Below are 14,854 nucleotides of genomic sequence, written 5' to 3' on the forward strand. Positions count from 1 at the left end.
TTCGAGCCCGTGCCCTGGCACGGGCTTCTTTTCGGGTAGACGCTTGACAGGGGTGCAAGACCCGCTAAGTTCAGAGGAGAGGGGCGGCCAGGTGGTCGCCGACCACCCGGGAGGAGAGATCCATGCTGGAAGTTATCGGAATCATCTTGGGGATCCTGGCCGCAGCGTCCCTGCGCCCCTTCACCCAGAAGACTTTCGCCATCAACGTCTTAACCGCCGTGACCACGGTCGTGGTGGTCGCGTACCTCCCCATCCAGGGCGCGATCGTAGACCTGGTCGTTGCCTTGGTCCTCTGGCTCGTTTTGGCCCAGCTCATCAACAGCTCGACTGAACGAGCACAACCGTGAGCACCGTCACCCCCCAGGACCTCAACCTGGACCTGCTGAGCTTCGCCGCGGCCGGCAACGCCCTGGGCATCCGGTTCGCGCTGGAATACGGCGCGGACCTCCACGCCACGGACGGGCGCCACCAGACGGCGGTACAGCTCGCGGAGCAGAACGGCCACACCCAGGTGGTGCAATGGCTCCTGGCCATGCGGGCCCCGCGCACCGCATGAAGGGGTAGGGCTGGAGGAGCGTGAACACCCACCTGGCCGCGGAGCGCCAGGTCCCAAAACCGTGCTGACGCCAACGGGGCCGGAGGCACGGGGTTACCGCCAGGGGAGCCACAGGCTCCCCATCTTGTTGGCCCTACCGCACCACCTCGACCCGTGCCACGGCACAGCCTGGAATCCTCCCCGTAGGCATTTGACAAGCCCGCTTGACCTGCCATGGTGGTCCGACGACCTCGCCGAGGTCGCACCACCGGAGGAGACCGCATGCAATACGCCCTTTTCACGCTGAAAGGCAAGCAGTTCATCGTCGATGCCCACGAGTACAGCGCCCTGGACACGTTCGAAGACAGCATCAAGGACGTGGAACCCAAGCCCGACGAGAACGGCCCCCTGTACGTCACGTACGGGGTCTACATGCCGCAGCCCGGCATCGAGTGGGAGGACGCGATGGGCCACCTGCTCGAACGCCAGGACGTCTGGCTGGGCCACATCGCCGGCGAGCACTGCCACACCCTCGGGTTTCACCAGGTCGACCCGCTCCCGCCGATCTCGCACGGCAGGTCGTTCAGCATCCCGTTCGCCGCGCTCATCCACGCCCACCCGGATCTGATCGAGAAGATCGGCGACCCCGCGAGCAGCCAGGCCGTCACCGCCTTCGTGCGCTTCTGGAACATCACGCCGGCCAACAACGTCCTCAACCGCAAGGGCGTGCTCGCGTTCAAGGGCATCGAGCGCCGCGGCACCACCACCGTCACCAAGGAAAACTGGCGCGACCACGTGGACCCGGAGCGGCTCCTCCGCACCGCGCTCAAGACCCACTGACCGGGCCACCGCCCAGCACGCACGACCGTCACCCCAGGGTGGCGGTTTTGTTTGGCGAGAACGCTTGACGCACCCGTACAGCCCGCTAAGTTGAATGGAGAGGCAACGCACGATCGACGCAACGCCACCATGACCCCAGGACCCCACCATGACTAGCTACACCGACCACCTTTGGCCAGGCATCAAGGAGATGCTGGAGGCGACGCGGCAAGACGACGTTGAGGCGATCCGGAAATGGATCGCTGGCCGTGACCCCAACGTCTTCATCGCGCGAGTCGAGGCCATCGTGGCGATGGAAACCGTGGACGTTGCACGGATCATCCCGTTGATCGGCTCTACGACCGTCATCCGAATCATGGGCCTGGCCGTGGAAGCGAAGCGTTGGGACGTGATGCAGCGCGCCATGGGGGCGGAGAAGGACCCGTGGCGACTTCTGACCTGCAACGAGGTCCTGATGCAGAACGACGCCATCGACGCGCTCCTCGCGCACGTCGGTCGGGACGTCCTGAACGCCCGGATGCACCACGCCGACGACGTCGGCCAGGAACGCCAGATCGTCGCATGGGAAATCTGGATCGCCCACGACCAGGCCATCCCGCAGGAACGCTTCCTCACGGTGATCCTGCCGAAGCTGCACGCGGCGGGTGCCGACGTGATGGACGTCCGGTTCGAGGAGGAGGACGCTGCGATCGCGCTCGACCAGTGGGACATCGGGTCGGATTACACGCCCGGGCGGCGGGCCCTGGCGACTTACCGTCGGCAGGTGCTCGCCGCGGAACTCAGCGCGATAACGGACGCAGAAGCCCAAGCACCCGCTGAAGCGCGAGCCCGCCGTCGCCTGTAAGCGCTGGAGGGGAAGCACCCGATCCGCAGGCCATGGCCCGGAGGGGCCGGTGGGGCGCGAGCCCCGGGTTCTCGACGTGCCAAGGCACGGCTCCACCAGGCGGATCAACCGTTCGTCCACGAGGGTCGACCGTTCGTCGACTAGCACGAAGTTTCTGCGTTCGTCGATCGCCAAACCGTTGCTTTAGTTGGTGGACCTTGTAGGTTGGAAGTATAGGCAACGCGCGTTCGACGCAACGCCACCACCACCCCAGGACCCCACCATGCGACCCGTTACCCCGGCTGATGCCACCGCCCGATTGTTCATCGACGCCGCTGCTGGCGAAAGCACGGGCGTCCTCGTGTGCGCCTGGTTCGGGGCGGACGTGTTCGCACGGAACGACCAGGGCCGTGACGCGGTGCAGATCGCGCTGGCCCATGGGCACGACGAGACCGCGGACGTCCTTCGGCAGCTCCGGGGCGAGCCTGTCCTGGTCCATGGCCTGAACGCAGTCGTTCACTGAACCGGAGAGCAGAGCCATGTCCATCATGAAACCCCTTCAATCCTCGAACGACGACGCCGCAAGGATGTGGCAATACTTCATGGCGATGGATCGCTGCACCATGCAGTGGGGCCAGGGCCATCCCCTTTCGAGCGCGTACGACCGTCTTGTGGCGGCTGTTCAGCGCATCGGGGACGCCCATCCGGAACGGGTGGGGCGCCCGTCCAAGACCAAGGGGCCGAGCCGTCTGATGACCGCGTTGCTCGTCAACGCCGAGGTCTCGCCGGACCCGGGCGTTCGGCTGCGCGAGGTCGCGCATTTTTTCCAGCACGCCCCGCTGGCTGACATCGACGCCCTGATGGTCTCCGGGGCCGCGGACCAGGAGGTGATGGGGGAGCAGGTCCTGAATGCAGCGATGAGCTACGGCCGCAAGGACGTGGTGGCGCGCATGATCCGCCGACTGGGCCGTGCTCACGTTGGGCACCTGGCGAGGTCCGAGGTGGTGGTGGGCGACGACACCTGCCTGGACGCTCTGCTGTCCGTGCACGACGCGGACAGCTTGAACAAGAAAACCGGGTCCTGTGACTACTGGATGCAGTTCATGCGGGCCTGGGTCCCGATGGAACGATTCCTGACCGTCGTCTACCCCAAGCTCCACGCGGCCGGGGCCAAACTGATGGCGAGTGGGACGGTCGGTCTCGGAGTCGACGACCAGATATGGCGGATCGTGAGCACTGTCGCTACCTCGCAGGCTGTCCAGGCCCTCGACCTTTACCGCCACCAAGTGCTGGTCGCAGAACTGCGCGCCGTCGCCGACGAGGCGGCACCGGCACCCGCCGATCAAACCCGCGCCCGTCGGCGCCTTTGACGGGGGGGCGCATGGCGTTCCTTCGCAACCTGCTCAACCGCGTGACCGGCCGCGCCGTCGACGAACCGGAGGACCCGCCGGTGCCGATGATCGGCCCCACGGGATGGAGCCGGTCCTTGGTCGTGGTGGGCGCGATCCCGGAGCCCGTGGCCCGGCGCGAGGTGGTGCTGGACCTGGCCACCCTACGGGCGGTACTGCACCAGCGCATGGTCGAGATCGACTGGAGCCTGGCGATGGAGGAGGACGCCGAACGCTCGGCGCTCGACCAGGAGGATCTGGACGGCACCACGGGGGACGACGCCACGGCCACGCACGACGACAGCCGGTTGCCCTGACGGGGGAAGGCCCGACCCCGCGCCAACCAAGACCTGGGCACAAGGCCCACTCGCCCCGGTACCGCGAAGCGGCAGGAAGCGGGGCCCAGGGCCGTGGGGCAGGTGCAGCGGTGCGTGGGGAAGGTGGCCGTCAGGAAGGGGTTGGAGTGGGGCGAGAGCCCCAGTTTAACCCGTGCCCTGGCACGGCTATTGACCGGGCTGAAAATCCCGCTAGGTTGAAGTCATGGGCAACGCGATCGCGGGGCTCGCAACCCTCCGGAGACCTTTCCCGCATGAACGACAATCGCTTGCCCCTCCGCTGGCTGGCCCTGATCCCGACGCTGGTCCTGTCGGTGGCCAACATGCCACCGTTCGTCCAACTCTGGTCCGCGACGGAGTCCAACGTCATCGGCGTGGCCGCCTGGCTCTCGCTGTTCCTGGGCTTCTGGCTGACCGCACCGTTTCAGCGGTGGATGCTCGACAAGGACCACGGGTCGTTCGATTGTTGGATCCGGTCGCTTGCGTTCGCTTGGACGACCACCCTATGCGCGATGTTTTTGCTGGTCTGCGGGACGAAGTACGCCCTTCTGGCGATGGGCCTGCACGGTCTGGCCTTCAACCTTGGCGCGCTGGCCTGCAGCGTGGCACTGGTCCTGTTCTTCTTCGTCGCGAGCGCCGGCCTCCTGCACTGGACCGAAGCCCGGACCAACGCCGCCCACCGCAAAGCCTACCCGTCCCGCCACCACGTGTCCGACGAGGACGACGTGGACCTGTCCGAGTAATCGCCATGACCCATCCCAGTGAAACCCATCCGGACGACTGGCTCACCCGCCCGGACGCGATGGACGACGTGAGGGCGACCGCGCGACACGTGGACGACGACGCGTTCGGTTGGAATGTCGTTCATGCGGGGGATCCCGTTCGAACGGTGGAGCAGGTGTTCGCGCGCTGGGGGCACCGACCGTCGGACCCGCACTACGCCGGGATGCGCCGACGGCTGGGCTTTTTCAGCGAGGTCATCCTCCTTGAGGATTGGGCGGAAGCCAAGCTGGACCACGAGCGGCGGGAACTGAGCGCCGCGGTGGACCAGGCCGCGCACGCCTCGGAACGCGAACAACCGAAGGGCCGCCGGCGCCTCTGAATCGGACCACACCATGACGACCACCACCAGCACCGCCCCCGGCTACCCGCTCGACGACTGGGCCCTGGAAGCCGCGATCAACGCGGGCAATACCGACTGGGTGGCCCAGGTCATCGCGGCCGGCGCGGATGCGCAACATCAAGCCTGGAGTCGAACTGCAGGCCCACCTCGAACCGTTCATCCACGCAGCTCTGCGCGAGAAGCGCCACGACGTGATCGACGCCGCCATTGCCTTGGGCGCTACGTGGTCCACCATGGACACGTACCTGGACGATCGTTTCCTCGACGGTCTGAACGCGAACAGCACGCCGGAACAGCTCAACACCGTCCTGCGCAGCGGCCGACCTGCTTGGCAGGGGGCCTTCAACCGCTTCTGCCTGTCGGACGCGAGCCTCGCGGAGTGGGCCCCGATGCTCGACGCCTACCTGGCAGCCGGCGCCACGGGGGCCACGCGCAACCAGGCCTTGGTCGAAGGCGCGGCCATGTCCGTGGTCTTCGGAGGCCGTGGTTGCCGTGGAGGCTTCATGCACGGCGGAGCACTGGCCGATGGGACGTACATCGACCCTCATATGGGCACGAACTTCGTCCCCTTGTCGTTGGCCGATCCTCTGATGCGGCAGCAGGTGCTGAACTTTGCGCTGCGCAACCTCTACGAGAATCCGGATCTGGTGAAAGCCCTGTTGGCCGAGGGGGCCGAACCTGGGCTTCACCAGGTGAAGCACGCTGCGCAGGACGCGGTCGGCGATCCCACCGTCCTGGCGAGCGTGGACTTGCTCCTCACCGCGGGCGGGGACGTGGACAACATCGAGGATGGGCATTGGTCCATGCTCCCGGATTGGTTGAAGATCAAGCACAGCTCGATCGTCAGCCGGGACCTGGCCATCTTGGCCGCCGGCGGGGGGCAGACGGATCGGTATGCGCTCGAACTCGGGCATTGCTACGGTCCGGTGTCGCAGGACATGCGGGCCGCGATCGACGAAGCAAAGCGCCGGGCTGTCCCGGGCCGCATCACCGCGGACATGCTGAACGGTCCGTGGATCCCGTCGCCGAATGACCTCAACCACGGTTTTCCCAACAGCGGGTTGCCGGCCGACCTGAGCGCCCCGGTGCAGTTCGTCCCCTTGTGGGTCCACCTGTTGTTCCGTATGCCGGAATCCGGGCGTCAGGCCGAGCTGGAGCGGCTGATCGCCCGCGGGGCCGACGTTACCCGCGAGGGCATTGCGCGCCACACCGATTACGATCCCCAGGGGCTGGTCCAGGCGTGCTTCGACGCGTTCCCCGAGGTGCGCATCCACGTGGAAAACGCTGAACTTCGCCAGTTCATCGAGGATTCCACCATCGCTGACGAGACCCAGGCGGAAACCGCACGGCGTCGCCTCTAACTGGAGTCTCCTACCATGATGAAAATCGACTGGCTCACCGCCTTCAACGGGTTGTATGACAGGGCGACGCGTCGGGCCGAAACCCTGCACCGGTTGCGCAAGCTGCAGAACGACGTGCAGGGCGCCCACGAGATGTCCGCGGACGACGAGAACGCGTTCGAAACCGTGCGCGGTTACGCCCAGCACGACCATCGCTTGGCGGTGGCCCACGCCGTTCAGTACGCCCAGCACGTCCCCCTGGACAAGCTGCGCGCGTTGTCCCTCGAAGCGCAGGCGAGGCTGGGCACGCGCCTGGCCACCTTGGGCGCCCAAGAAGGGAACGCGTGCGTGCTGGCCGCGGGCCTGGAACTGGGGGCGTCACCATACCCGCTGCTGATGGTCAAGGGCGTGCTGGCCAGCGCGGACCTGCTGGACCTGGTGCTCGCCCGTTGCACCACAGAGCGGCTGAACGGCGTGTCGAACGACATGGGGCTCTCGGTCTGGGAAACCGTCGTGGCTGGCATCCCTGACGGGGACGCGCACGAGCACGATCAGGGCGTGGCACTCCTGGTCAACGTTGTCCTGCCTCGTTTGGACGCAGCCGGTGCGGACCTGGACCATCCGGTGCTGCTCGTACGCACCGGGCGACGAACCGACCTGCTCACCGAGGCGCTGGTCCGCTACCAAGGTATGGTGCTGGGCGAGGCGGTGGGCACCGGCGGCGCAGAGCGGGGCCGTCGCCGGTTGTGACGCTGGGCGGGTCCCGTGCCACGGCACGGCTTGGGGTTGACAGGCCCGCACGACCCGTCATGTTGGCCTCACGACCCAACCGGAGGAGGAGACCCCGATGCCCAACCGTCACGCGCGCTTTTTCAACGCTTTCCTGTTCGGCACCCTGGCCACGAGCCTGGTGGCGATCACTGCCCTGATCGCCACCGCGGCCACGGCCCCGCGTGCGCACGCGGCGGGCGTGGTCACCGCCCCGACGATCACGCTGGGCGTCCCGCTCACCGCCATCGGCCCCGCCTGCTCGGGGGACCCGTACGCGGCGCTCAGGCCCTGCGTGGTGCTCGACCGGGTGACGCCACCCCGGACCGACGCGATCGCCGGGGACGGCTTCTACAACGTGTACGGCACGACGCCGAATCAGGGCGCACGCGTGACGACCGTGGAGGTCGTGCACGGCTCGGTCCAGGCCGTCGCATACAGGCTCGACCAAGCCTACGGTGACCCGGCGTCGGAGCGCTCGATCGCGCGCACGTTCGGCGCGACCTCCTACGTGCCAGGGCACAGGGCCGAGGATGGCTGGAATGAGGAGGGGCACTGGGTCCTGCCGAACGGTGCCACGCTGACGGTGAACCGTCCGAACGACGGGCAGGGCACCGACGTGCGGGTGTCGCTGCACGGCTGATCTCAGGGGCCGCCAACGCAGCGATTCACGGTCCCTGAAAGAAAAACGCCCCCGCCACTTGACCTGGCGGGGGCACGACGTAGACTGGGGTTGCGGCTCCCGATGCTGGAAACATCGAGGAACTGGATTGAGTAGAAGGCACCTACAGCAACCCAAACTTCGGCCCCGCGGAAATCATCCTAGCGGGTCCCGAGCGAAGGTCAAGTTCTTGCGTTCCCCACCATCCGGTTTCTCGTACTCCGTCCGTCGTCGAGCCGTCGGAGATCGTGCAAGGACGCCGGGTAACCAACCCCGGGCTTGTCGAGCGGTACCGGCCTCGCCCATCATTGGACCAGCGACCCCGGGGACAACGCATCTTGATCCGCACACCATGCGTGCGATCCGGCCCAGCAGTGCTTCGTCCCGCGGAAGGCACCAGGCGTGCTCAACCTGGCCTGGTTCGTGTTGCCCCGACGGCTCGGCACTGCAATGGGTTTGACGCGAGAGCGGGAAAGCGCCCGGCGACGGTCGGGCCACGGTGCACAGCGTCGACGGAGAGACGCCGCCCTTGTGGCGGTGGACCCACCCGGCACCGGGGGCGAAACGAGCCCTGAAGGGTCCGTAGTTGCGGAGCGTTTCTATCGCAACCCCGGTATGTGCCCCTCGTCCTCTGGACGGGCTCGGGCCGAGTCGGTGCAAGGTCTTCTCTGCGAGCGCCACGCGATCGTCACAGGCTGTTGAGCCCGGTGCCGGTCTGATGCGTGGTCCGTGCAGGGGAGAGACTTGCCCGGCTTGGCCCGGGGCGCAGCCCTGGGACTTGCCGGGTACAGGGGAAGCAAAACCGTACCCGTACCGCGTACAGGGCCACCCTACCCAGGCACAGGCCGGAGGCGTCCGAAGGACACACAGGGCGAAGCCACCCGAAGGGCACGGTGGAGCTGCAGCACGGGACACCGCAACGCCCATCCAGGGTTTGAACGCAAAGCCAGGAGGTTGGAACGGAAAAGCGGGCGCGCGCCGCGTTGCCCCACTTTATCGCCCGGCTTTGCGCAAAAACGACCGCGGGCCGGTTGGCGATCCGGGCCCCCGGGCTTGTGCAACGGGCAGGGCCTGGTAGGTTGGACGGCGTCTTGGCGTAACCCGTGCCAGGGCACAACCTGACCAACACACCGATCCCGCCATGACCTACGACGCCCTGCACGACCTCGATCACGACCATCCCTTGACCCTGCTCGCCAAGGGCGACGGGTCCATGACCAGCTTGGCATGGGAGGTGCGCGTCGCTGGCGTCGACCTCAACCGGGCGATCGTGGAGGCCCACACGCCTCTGATCGGTGTTGCGATCGGGCCCGAGGGGAACCTGGACGCGGCGTTGGCGATGATCGCGGCCGGGGCCAGCGTGGACGTGGCCCTGCGCTACGCCCACGATCGGCGGCGCATCGAGCTTCTGCTGCGCCTGGGCGCGAACCCGCAGCAGGTCGTCAACGGCGGCACGCTCCTGCACGTGCGTTGCGGGTCCGCGGAGGCGGACCTGGACGACACCATCGGGGCGGTCGAGGCGTTGCTCGACGCAGGGCTGGACGTGAACGCCCGGGACGGCAACGGGTGGACCCCGCTGCTCAGTGCGCTGTACCAGAACACCACCGTGGACGTCATGCCTTTGGTGGAGCGGTTGGTGAAGCGGGGCGCCGACCTGAACGCGCGCACGGACGACGACGAGAGCGCGCTCCTCGTTGCGGCGACCTCGGGCCAGGTCAACGCCACCGGCTACCTACTGAACCGGGGCGCGGACCCCGCGCATGCGTTGCACCACCCGGGCTGGGCAAATCCGGCAGAGGATCATGCGGAGCTGGTGCGCGAGGCCATGCACTTGGTCGAGCTGGCGCACGAGCGCGAGGTGCTGGCCGGCGCGGCCGGTGACCCACCCGCAGGAGCGGAACCGAGCGCGCGCCGGAGGTTGTGAACCCGCGGGTCCCGCGCACCCGGCCGCAGGCTCGCTTTTCCCGCTCAAGGTGCCGTCAGGCGCCGGGTGGGGTGTCCCGAAGGCTTTCGTCCGGCGCAAGGCCGGCGGCCTGATCCGCGTACCCAATCGTCAGGGCGTCGGGCAACTGGCGGTGGACGTCCTCGGGATTCAGGCGGGGCTCCTCCGCGTCCGTCATCGCGCGTTTCAGCTCCTCGCTCAACGTCCAACGACCCAGGCGGGCCCACGCCTCGCGCAACGTGTCGGCGGCCGGTTGCAGCGCGCGAAGCTGGGCCAGGGCCTCGCCCTCCATCTGCGGGGCATGGGCAAGGGCGCGGACCGCGTGCGTGAGGACCTGGCTCGCCACGCCGGCCGCGCTCGGGCGGCGCCCGTCCTCCTCGTCCTTGACGTCGGCGAACGCGAAGAAGTCCCGGACGATCGCATCGGCCAGGGCCTGGGCGGCACGCACCACCCGATCGCTGACGCGCTCAAACCGTTCCGCGGGCGACAGGCGCTCGACGTCCTGCCAGGGAGACACGGCACCCACCACGCGCAGGTCGGCGAGGAGAACGTGGTCCAGTGCCCCTTGGTGCTCCCCCTGCACGACGAACCCATCGGCGACGATGGGCAACGCGTTGATCGCGTTCCGCACGTCCGGGGCCTCGCCCAACGCCTTGGCGAAGTCCCGGGCGGAATCGTCGGGCGCGACGCTCGGCACGAGCGCGGCGCTGTACGTCCGGAAGCTCGCCCGTCGAAACACCGTCGGGTCGCCCGTCCCGGGTGGGGTCCAGGCCAGCCGCCCGTAGGACAACGCGCCCTGGACCGTCGAAAACCGCCGGCCCAGGTCGAACTCGGTGGCCCGGACCAGGAGGTGCGCGGGCTCCGGGGTGACGGACGCCACCACGAGGCGCGGCTGGTGGTCGTGGGCGTCCGGTGCGCAGGGCATGGCGACGTCCAGCACGTCCTCCGGGTTCAGCGATCCTGCGGTGATCGAGCACGTCCAGGGGCGGTCCGTCGCGGCGAAGAACCACACCATGGCCTTGCCCTCCACGACCACGAACCGGTGGGTGAGCCGTATGGCCACGCCAAGCTCCTGGGTCCGGCGGTCGAACGCGTCGACCACCTCGAACGCGGACGCATCGGTTCGTTCGAGGGCGGCCCGCAGGGCCTGTTCACCGGGCGATGCTGCTTGATCGCCCGTGGCACGCGGCAGCAGGTCGTGGGCGGCCCAGCCGGTCTCGCAATACGTCTCGACCAGGGCGAGCAGGGTGACGCGCAGGCGCGTGGCGACGTGGCGGACGGACGCCACGGTGTCGTCCCAGCGCCCGATGTTGAAGCGTGGGCCGAGCGCGACGTACGCACGACGACGATGCACCAGGTCGTCGGCGTCGGCGCTCTCCCGGAACGCCCGTATCGCAGCGAGGCTCCCGTCCGAACCGTTGGCGATCGCGCCATGGACCAACCGTAGCAGCGCGTGCGCGTCGTCCAGCAGCGGGTGCAGCTCGACGGCGATCGCCGTGGCAGCGGTCTTGGGCACGCCCACCTCATCGACCAGCCAGGCCTGGTAGCGCGAGGGGTCCCGCTCCCGAGCGGCCTGGGCCTGCAACCCGGCGACGATGGACCGGATCAGGACCGCGTCCTCGTCGTCCCACGCGTACGGCGGCCGATCGTTGAGGCGGAAATCACGGAGCAGGGCTCGGAGGTCGGTCGTGGTGGTCGTGGGCATGCGAGGGCGGTCCATCAGGGCGTGAGGGTGGCGAGGAGCGGAAAGTCTACCTCGACCCGTGGGGCGATCGGGGATCGCAGACCCAGGACAACGCCGGAGGCGTGAGCGGCAACCCCGGTGCTGACGCCGATGAGGCCGAAGGCGGGGTTCGTGCCCTCCGCCCAGGAGGGGTGTTCCGCGAGACGGGGTCGACCCGACCCGTCAGCGCGCGGGGTACTTCGTCAGGGCCTCGTGCCGGTGGCGCCACAACGCGCCGATCGCGTCCAGGCGGCTCCCGTCGCCCACCACTCGGTGATCGCGGTCCCGCTCTTCGTCGTAGGTGGTGGTGATCGCCGCGTACCAGGAACCCTGGGCCGGGTCGTGGGAGAACCCACCGACGCACTCGAACCCCTCGGGGGCATCGCAGCGGCGCAGCAGGAAACCGGTGGCCGCGCCGGCCTGGTAGGTCACGTAGTAAGCCCCGTCGTCCAGCAGGACCGGATCGGGGCGTTGGGTCTCGTTCTCGCTTCGCATGGTCGTTCGTCGCCAAGGTCGTCGCACCCCGCAGGCGCTCGGCGGGACGCGCTCCGGCGATGTTACGGCATCATCGGGCCCCGTGGTACATCCCGGAAAGGCTCACCGTGGTTCCCGTAAGGGCTCACCGAACGGTCGGGCCCTGGTGGTGGGTGCAGGGCCAAAGCGACGGCGGGACCCCGTGAAACCCAGGTTTTGCAGGGGAGGGGTGATCCTCGGGCGATCCCGTGAAAGCCTTATGGGGTAAGGGTTTTCGGGCGATTTTCCCTCAAAAAATCCCACCTAAAGCTAGGCTATTGCGATACAATAGAACCTACTGAAACGCAAGAGACGGAGGTGGGCGATGGCTGAAGCATTGAAAACCGTGACGGCGCAACTGCCGGTGAATCTGGTGGACCGCATGGACGACCTGGCGACGAAGCTGGACCGCTCCAAGCAGTGGATCGTCCGCAAGGCGGTGGTGGCGTACCTGGCCCGGGCCGAGCGCGAGCGCGCGATGATCCAGGAGGGGCTGGACGACGTGACGGCCGGCCGCCTGATTTCCATGGATGCCATGGAACGCTGGGCGGACAGCCTGGGCACGGACCACGAGCTGCCGCTGCCGAAGGTGGGTGAGTGATGGCCGTCCCGGTCGTTTTCACCAGCAAAGCTGGGTCGGACCTGCAGAACATTTTCGAGTTCGAGAAGATGATCAACGGGGCCCCGAAGGCGCGGGAGATCGTGAAGGCGCTGACCGCCGAGGCCAAAGCTCTTGGGATCCAACTGCGCCACCGCATCGGGGAAGAACTGGACGGATGGGAAGGGCCCCCGGCCCGTGAGGTCCACAAGGACATTTGCCTGGGCGGCGAGTACGAGATCCACTACGAGATCATCCCGCCCTACGAGCCGAACCCCACCAGCATCGCGATTCTCCGGGTGTGGGATACGCGGCAAGACCGCTGAAGCGAACGACCAAGAAAAAGCGGGGCATCGAAGCCCCGCTTTCGCTGTACAGCGTGGCCCGGGCCACGATCAACGCTCTTCCCGGCGCCGCTTCTCGTAGTTCTCCGCCCACTCGGCGCGCATCGCCTTGATCGCGCTGGCCCCCGCCCGAAAGACCTGCTTGCGCTCGTCGGGCGTCAAACCGCCGACTTTCAGCGCGGTGTCGGTCACCAGGTCCTGCCGGCCAAGGCTGATCATCGTGCGCTCGAACTCCTCCTGCACGACCATGCGTTCGAGCGCCCGGGGCGGCTGGCCCGTCACGATGGCGACGTACGTGAAGAGGCGGTACAACACACCGCCCGCGTAGAGCCCCCACCACACGGCCACCACCGTGATCATCACCGCGCTCCCCGACCCGGGGACAGGCGGTGCGAACAGCGCAAAGCCCGTGGTCACCAGGGCGATCACGCGCGAGACCGGTCCGGCGATCTTGGTGACCGGGTAGCACCGGCTCAACACAAACAGGTTCACGAAAAACGCCCAGCCGACGAGCAGCAGGCCGGCGTCCAGGTACATGCGAAAGGTCCAGTCCATGGGTCTCCTCCAGAAGGTGGCCCCAGGCCGGGACCGTTGCCCCTCAACCAAGCAGGTTTGAGGCTGAAGTCAACCCGTGCCCTGGCACATCCCGATCGGCACGGCTTTCCCCCTCTGACGCACAGGTTCTGCCGCCCCTTCGCACGGCAGAAGCGTGCCCAGGCGGCACCACCGGACGGGCGCGCGTCGCACGCGCTGGCCGGTGGCCTGATGGACAGTGGGGAAAAGCCGGAGGACGGTTCGTCCGCACCGCGGGCGACCCCGACACCACCACCAACCCCAACCTGGGCGCTGGGCACCTGACGTTTCCCAGCCCCTGACCGATCGCGCACGCGTCGCGTACGCGATGGGAGCACCACCTCCCGGAGAGGCCGCTCGGTGGCGCCGTGCGGGTCTACCCCGTTGCGTCGTGACCCAACCCTTCGCCGGTTTGCCTTCCGTCTCGCCTTACCCGGACGCCTAGACCCGTCGTTCCCCTCATGGCCCATGGGCGCGCTTCGCTTTCGCCGGCACCCGGTCCCTCCCGTTGGTCGGGCTGCGGCTTTGGTCTCACCCATGGTCCGGGGCCCGCCCGGTCTCTTTCGGCGCCAGGCGAAACGGATGGCAAGACAACCAGCGAAGGAGAAACAGCATGGCCACGACGCAACAGACCCGCACGACCAACGCAAACCGCGCGTTCCCCGCACCCCAGGCTCCTCAGACAGCAAGCATTCACAGCAAGACCACCCCGGAAGCGCTGAATACGGTGTTGACCTTGGTCGAGACGGCCCAGCTCGTGCTCGACGTCATGGCCGAAGCGTTCCCCGGCGTGCCCGTGTTCGTGAAGACCCGTCAGGCGGACGACCAGACCCGGATTCACGTGGAGTGGACCGACGGCCCGACGGAGCAGCAGGTCAAGAAGCTCCTCCTCCCGCTGCAATCGTCGACCCCGGGCCAGTGGGGCGGTACGACCCCGGTGGAGCATTTCCGCCTGACCGCGCAGGGTCCGCAACGGGTGCAGCTCACGGCCGATCGGATCACCGTGCGCCGCCGCTTTTCGGACGGCCTGGTGACCAGTGTCCTGCAACGCCTGGCCCACCGCCACGTCGGTCGCCTGGACCCGGAGACCCGCAAGCTGCTGACCGTGGAGAGCTTCAAGAAGGGGGCCCTGGTGGCCGTGGCCCTCTACGGTGTCCACTTCGCCGACGCCGGCAACAGCCTGCACACCGACGTCGAGAGCGCGTTGCACGACCACACCGACGTCCAGGGCTACCCGCGCAGCGCCACGGCCGCCGGCCTGTTCGTGCGCAAGCCCCTGAAAGCGTGACCACCACGCCCCGACGCTACGGTTTCGGGGCGCCACCCACCAGATCCGGAGATCCCCATC

19 protein-coding genes are annotated in these 14,854 nt (G+C 67.9%); 16 read left to right on the top strand and 3 right to left on the bottom strand.

Annotated elements, in window-relative coordinates:
* Positions 1-122: 122 nt before the first annotated feature.
* From HWX07_RS18450 to HWX07_RS18510, 13 genes are all read left to right on the top strand, one after another.
* Complete coding sequence (locus HWX07_RS18450) at positions 123-347, top strand: hypothetical protein (protein WP_175877252.1); 225 nt, start codon at positions 123-125, stop codon at positions 345-347.
* The gene (locus tag HWX07_RS18455) at positions 344-556 is read left to right on the top strand and encodes an ankyrin repeat domain-containing protein (protein WP_175877253.1); all 213 of its coding nucleotides are present in this window, start codon (positions 344-346) and stop codon (positions 554-556) included. Before HWX07_RS18450 ends, HWX07_RS18455 begins: the two co-directional genes overlap by 4 nt.
* Before the next feature lie 261 nt (positions 557-817).
* Positions 818-1,375, top strand: coding sequence for a hypothetical protein (locus HWX07_RS18460; protein ID WP_175877254.1), 558 nt, complete (start codon positions 818-820; stop codon positions 1,373-1,375).
* A 148-nt stretch (positions 1,376-1,523) separates the two neighbouring features.
* Positions 1,524-2,219: a hypothetical protein gene (locus tag HWX07_RS18465; protein ID WP_069744941.1), complete on the top strand. Its 696-nt coding sequence runs from the start codon at positions 1,524-1,526 to the stop codon at positions 2,217-2,219.
* Between the two features lie 262 nt (positions 2,220-2,481).
* On the top strand, positions 2,482-2,721 hold the full coding sequence (locus tag HWX07_RS18470) for a hypothetical protein (protein ID WP_069744942.1): 240 nt from the start codon (positions 2,482-2,484) through the stop codon (positions 2,719-2,721).
* 16 nt (positions 2,722-2,737) lie between these two features.
* Positions 2,738-3,568: a hypothetical protein gene (locus HWX07_RS18475; RefSeq protein ID WP_069744943.1), complete on the top strand. Its 831-nt coding sequence runs from the start codon at positions 2,738-2,740 to the stop codon at positions 3,566-3,568.
* Between the two features lie 11 nt (positions 3,569-3,579).
* Entirely contained in the window at positions 3,580-3,903 is a 324-nt protein-coding gene (locus HWX07_RS18480; protein WP_175877255.1) for a hypothetical protein, read from the top strand.
* Positions 3,904-4,175: 272 nt separating this feature from the next.
* Positions 4,176-4,664 carry a hypothetical protein gene (locus HWX07_RS18485; protein WP_175877256.1) on the top strand — a complete coding sequence of 163 codons (489 nt, stop codon included), beginning with the start codon at positions 4,176-4,178 and terminating at the stop codon, positions 4,662-4,664.
* Between the two features lie 5 nt (positions 4,665-4,669).
* Positions 4,670-5,023 (top strand): hypothetical protein, encoded by a 354-nt coding sequence (locus tag HWX07_RS18490; RefSeq protein WP_069744946.1) that lies wholly within the window; start codon positions 4,670-4,672, stop codon positions 5,021-5,023.
* A gap of 128 nt (positions 5,024-5,151) precedes the next feature.
* Complete coding sequence (locus HWX07_RS18495) at positions 5,152-6,405, top strand: hypothetical protein (RefSeq protein WP_175877257.1); 1,254 nt, start codon at positions 5,152-5,154, stop codon at positions 6,403-6,405.
* A gap of 15 nt (positions 6,406-6,420) precedes the next feature.
* Positions 6,421-7,134 (top strand): hypothetical protein, encoded by a 714-nt coding sequence (locus HWX07_RS18500; RefSeq protein ID WP_175877258.1) that lies wholly within the window; start codon positions 6,421-6,423, stop codon positions 7,132-7,134.
* Between the two features lie 97 nt (positions 7,135-7,231).
* Complete coding sequence (locus HWX07_RS18505) at positions 7,232-7,795, top strand: hypothetical protein (protein ID WP_175877259.1); 564 nt, start codon at positions 7,232-7,234, stop codon at positions 7,793-7,795.
* Positions 7,796-8,954: 1,159 nt separating this feature from the next.
* Positions 8,955-9,737, top strand: a complete 783-nt coding sequence (locus HWX07_RS18510) for an ankyrin repeat domain-containing protein (protein ID WP_105840042.1) — start codon at positions 8,955-8,957, stop codon at positions 9,735-9,737.
* A 55-nt stretch (positions 9,738-9,792) separates the two neighbouring features.
* Here HWX07_RS18510 and HWX07_RS18515 read toward each other — a convergent pair whose 3' ends face one another.
* A complete protein-coding gene (locus tag HWX07_RS18515) occupies positions 9,793-11,460 on the bottom strand; it encodes a hypothetical protein (protein ID WP_175877260.1) in 1,668 nt (555 codons plus the stop codon).
* Positions 11,461-11,661: 201 nt separating this feature from the next.
* Complete coding sequence (locus tag HWX07_RS18520; RefSeq protein WP_105820694.1) at positions 11,662-11,973, bottom strand: hypothetical protein; 312 nt, start codon at positions 11,971-11,973, stop codon at positions 11,662-11,664.
* A 343-nt stretch (positions 11,974-12,316) separates the two neighbouring features.
* Between HWX07_RS18520 and HWX07_RS18525 the strand changes: the two genes are divergently transcribed.
* Positions 12,317-12,592: a ribbon-helix-helix protein, CopG family gene (locus tag HWX07_RS18525; RefSeq protein WP_069744954.1), complete on the top strand. Its 276-nt coding sequence runs from the start codon at positions 12,317-12,319 to the stop codon at positions 12,590-12,592.
* A complete protein-coding gene (locus HWX07_RS18530) occupies positions 12,592-12,915 on the top strand; it encodes a type II toxin-antitoxin system RelE/ParE family toxin (protein WP_069744955.1) in 324 nt (107 codons plus the stop codon). The genes HWX07_RS18525 and HWX07_RS18530 overlap by 1 nt, the downstream gene beginning before the upstream one ends.
* A 69-nt stretch (positions 12,916-12,984) precedes the next feature.
* Here the strand turns inward: HWX07_RS18530 and HWX07_RS18535 are convergent, their stop codons facing one another.
* Positions 12,985-13,488 (bottom strand): hypothetical protein, encoded by a 504-nt coding sequence (locus HWX07_RS18535; protein WP_175877261.1) that lies wholly within the window; start codon positions 13,486-13,488, stop codon positions 12,985-12,987.
* Positions 13,489-14,119: 631 nt separating this feature from the next.
* On the opposite strand from HWX07_RS18535, the gene HWX07_RS18540 reads away from it, so the two are divergent.
* On the top strand, positions 14,120-14,794 hold the full coding sequence (locus HWX07_RS18540; RefSeq protein ID WP_175877262.1) for an LPD29 domain-containing protein: 675 nt from the start codon (positions 14,120-14,122) through the stop codon (positions 14,792-14,794).
* Positions 14,795-14,854 lie beyond the last annotated feature (60 nt).

The sequence above is a fragment of the Burkholderia sp. BCC0097 genome, from assembly GCF_902832985.1.
Lineage (GTDB): Bacteria > Pseudomonadota > Gammaproteobacteria > Burkholderiales > Burkholderiaceae > Burkholderia > Burkholderia orbicola.

Coding starts and splice junctions, on each gene's coding strand:
- HWX07_RS18500 (WP_175877258.1), top strand. CDS start 6,421: ATGATGAAAATCGACTGGCTCACCGCCTTCAACGGGTTGTATGACAGG.
- HWX07_RS18510 (WP_105840042.1), top strand. CDS start 8,955: ATGACCTACGACGCCCTGCACGACCTCGATCACGACCATCCCTTGACC.
- HWX07_RS18470 (WP_069744942.1), top strand. CDS start 2,482: ATGCGACCCGTTACCCCGGCTGATGCCACCGCCCGATTGTTCATCGAC.
- HWX07_RS18540 (WP_175877262.1), top strand. CDS start 14,120: ATGGCCACGACGCAACAGACCCGCACGACCAACGCAAACCGCGCGTTC.
- HWX07_RS18480 (WP_175877255.1), top strand. CDS start 3,580: ATGGCGTTCCTTCGCAACCTGCTCAACCGCGTGACCGGCCGCGCCGTC.
- HWX07_RS18525 (WP_069744954.1), top strand. CDS start 12,317: ATGGCTGAAGCATTGAAAACCGTGACGGCGCAACTGCCGGTGAATCTG.
- HWX07_RS18530 (WP_069744955.1), top strand. CDS start 12,592: ATGGCCGTCCCGGTCGTTTTCACCAGCAAAGCTGGGTCGGACCTGCAG.
- HWX07_RS18465 (WP_069744941.1), top strand. CDS start 1,524: ATGACTAGCTACACCGACCACCTTTGGCCAGGCATCAAGGAGATGCTG.
- HWX07_RS18535 (WP_175877261.1), bottom strand. CDS start 13,488: ATGGACTGGACCTTTCGCATGTACCTGGACGCCGGCCTGCTGCTCGTC.
- HWX07_RS18460 (WP_175877254.1), top strand. CDS start 818: ATGCAATACGCCCTTTTCACGCTGAAAGGCAAGCAGTTCATCGTCGAT.
- HWX07_RS18515 (WP_175877260.1), bottom strand. CDS start 11,460: ATGCCCACGACCACCACGACCGACCTCCGAGCCCTGCTCCGTGATTTC.
- HWX07_RS18505 (WP_175877259.1), top strand. CDS start 7,232: ATGCCCAACCGTCACGCGCGCTTTTTCAACGCTTTCCTGTTCGGCACC.
- HWX07_RS18490 (WP_069744946.1), top strand. CDS start 4,670: ATGACCCATCCCAGTGAAACCCATCCGGACGACTGGCTCACCCGCCCG.
- HWX07_RS18485 (WP_175877256.1), top strand. CDS start 4,176: ATGAACGACAATCGCTTGCCCCTCCGCTGGCTGGCCCTGATCCCGACG.
- HWX07_RS18520 (WP_105820694.1), bottom strand. CDS start 11,973: ATGCGAAGCGAGAACGAGACCCAACGCCCCGATCCGGTCCTGCTGGAC.
- HWX07_RS18450 (WP_175877252.1), top strand. CDS start 123: ATGCTGGAAGTTATCGGAATCATCTTGGGGATCCTGGCCGCAGCGTCC.
- HWX07_RS18495 (WP_175877257.1), top strand. CDS start 5,152: ATGCGCAACATCAAGCCTGGAGTCGAACTGCAGGCCCACCTCGAACCG.
- HWX07_RS18475 (WP_069744943.1), top strand. CDS start 2,738: ATGTCCATCATGAAACCCCTTCAATCCTCGAACGACGACGCCGCAAGG.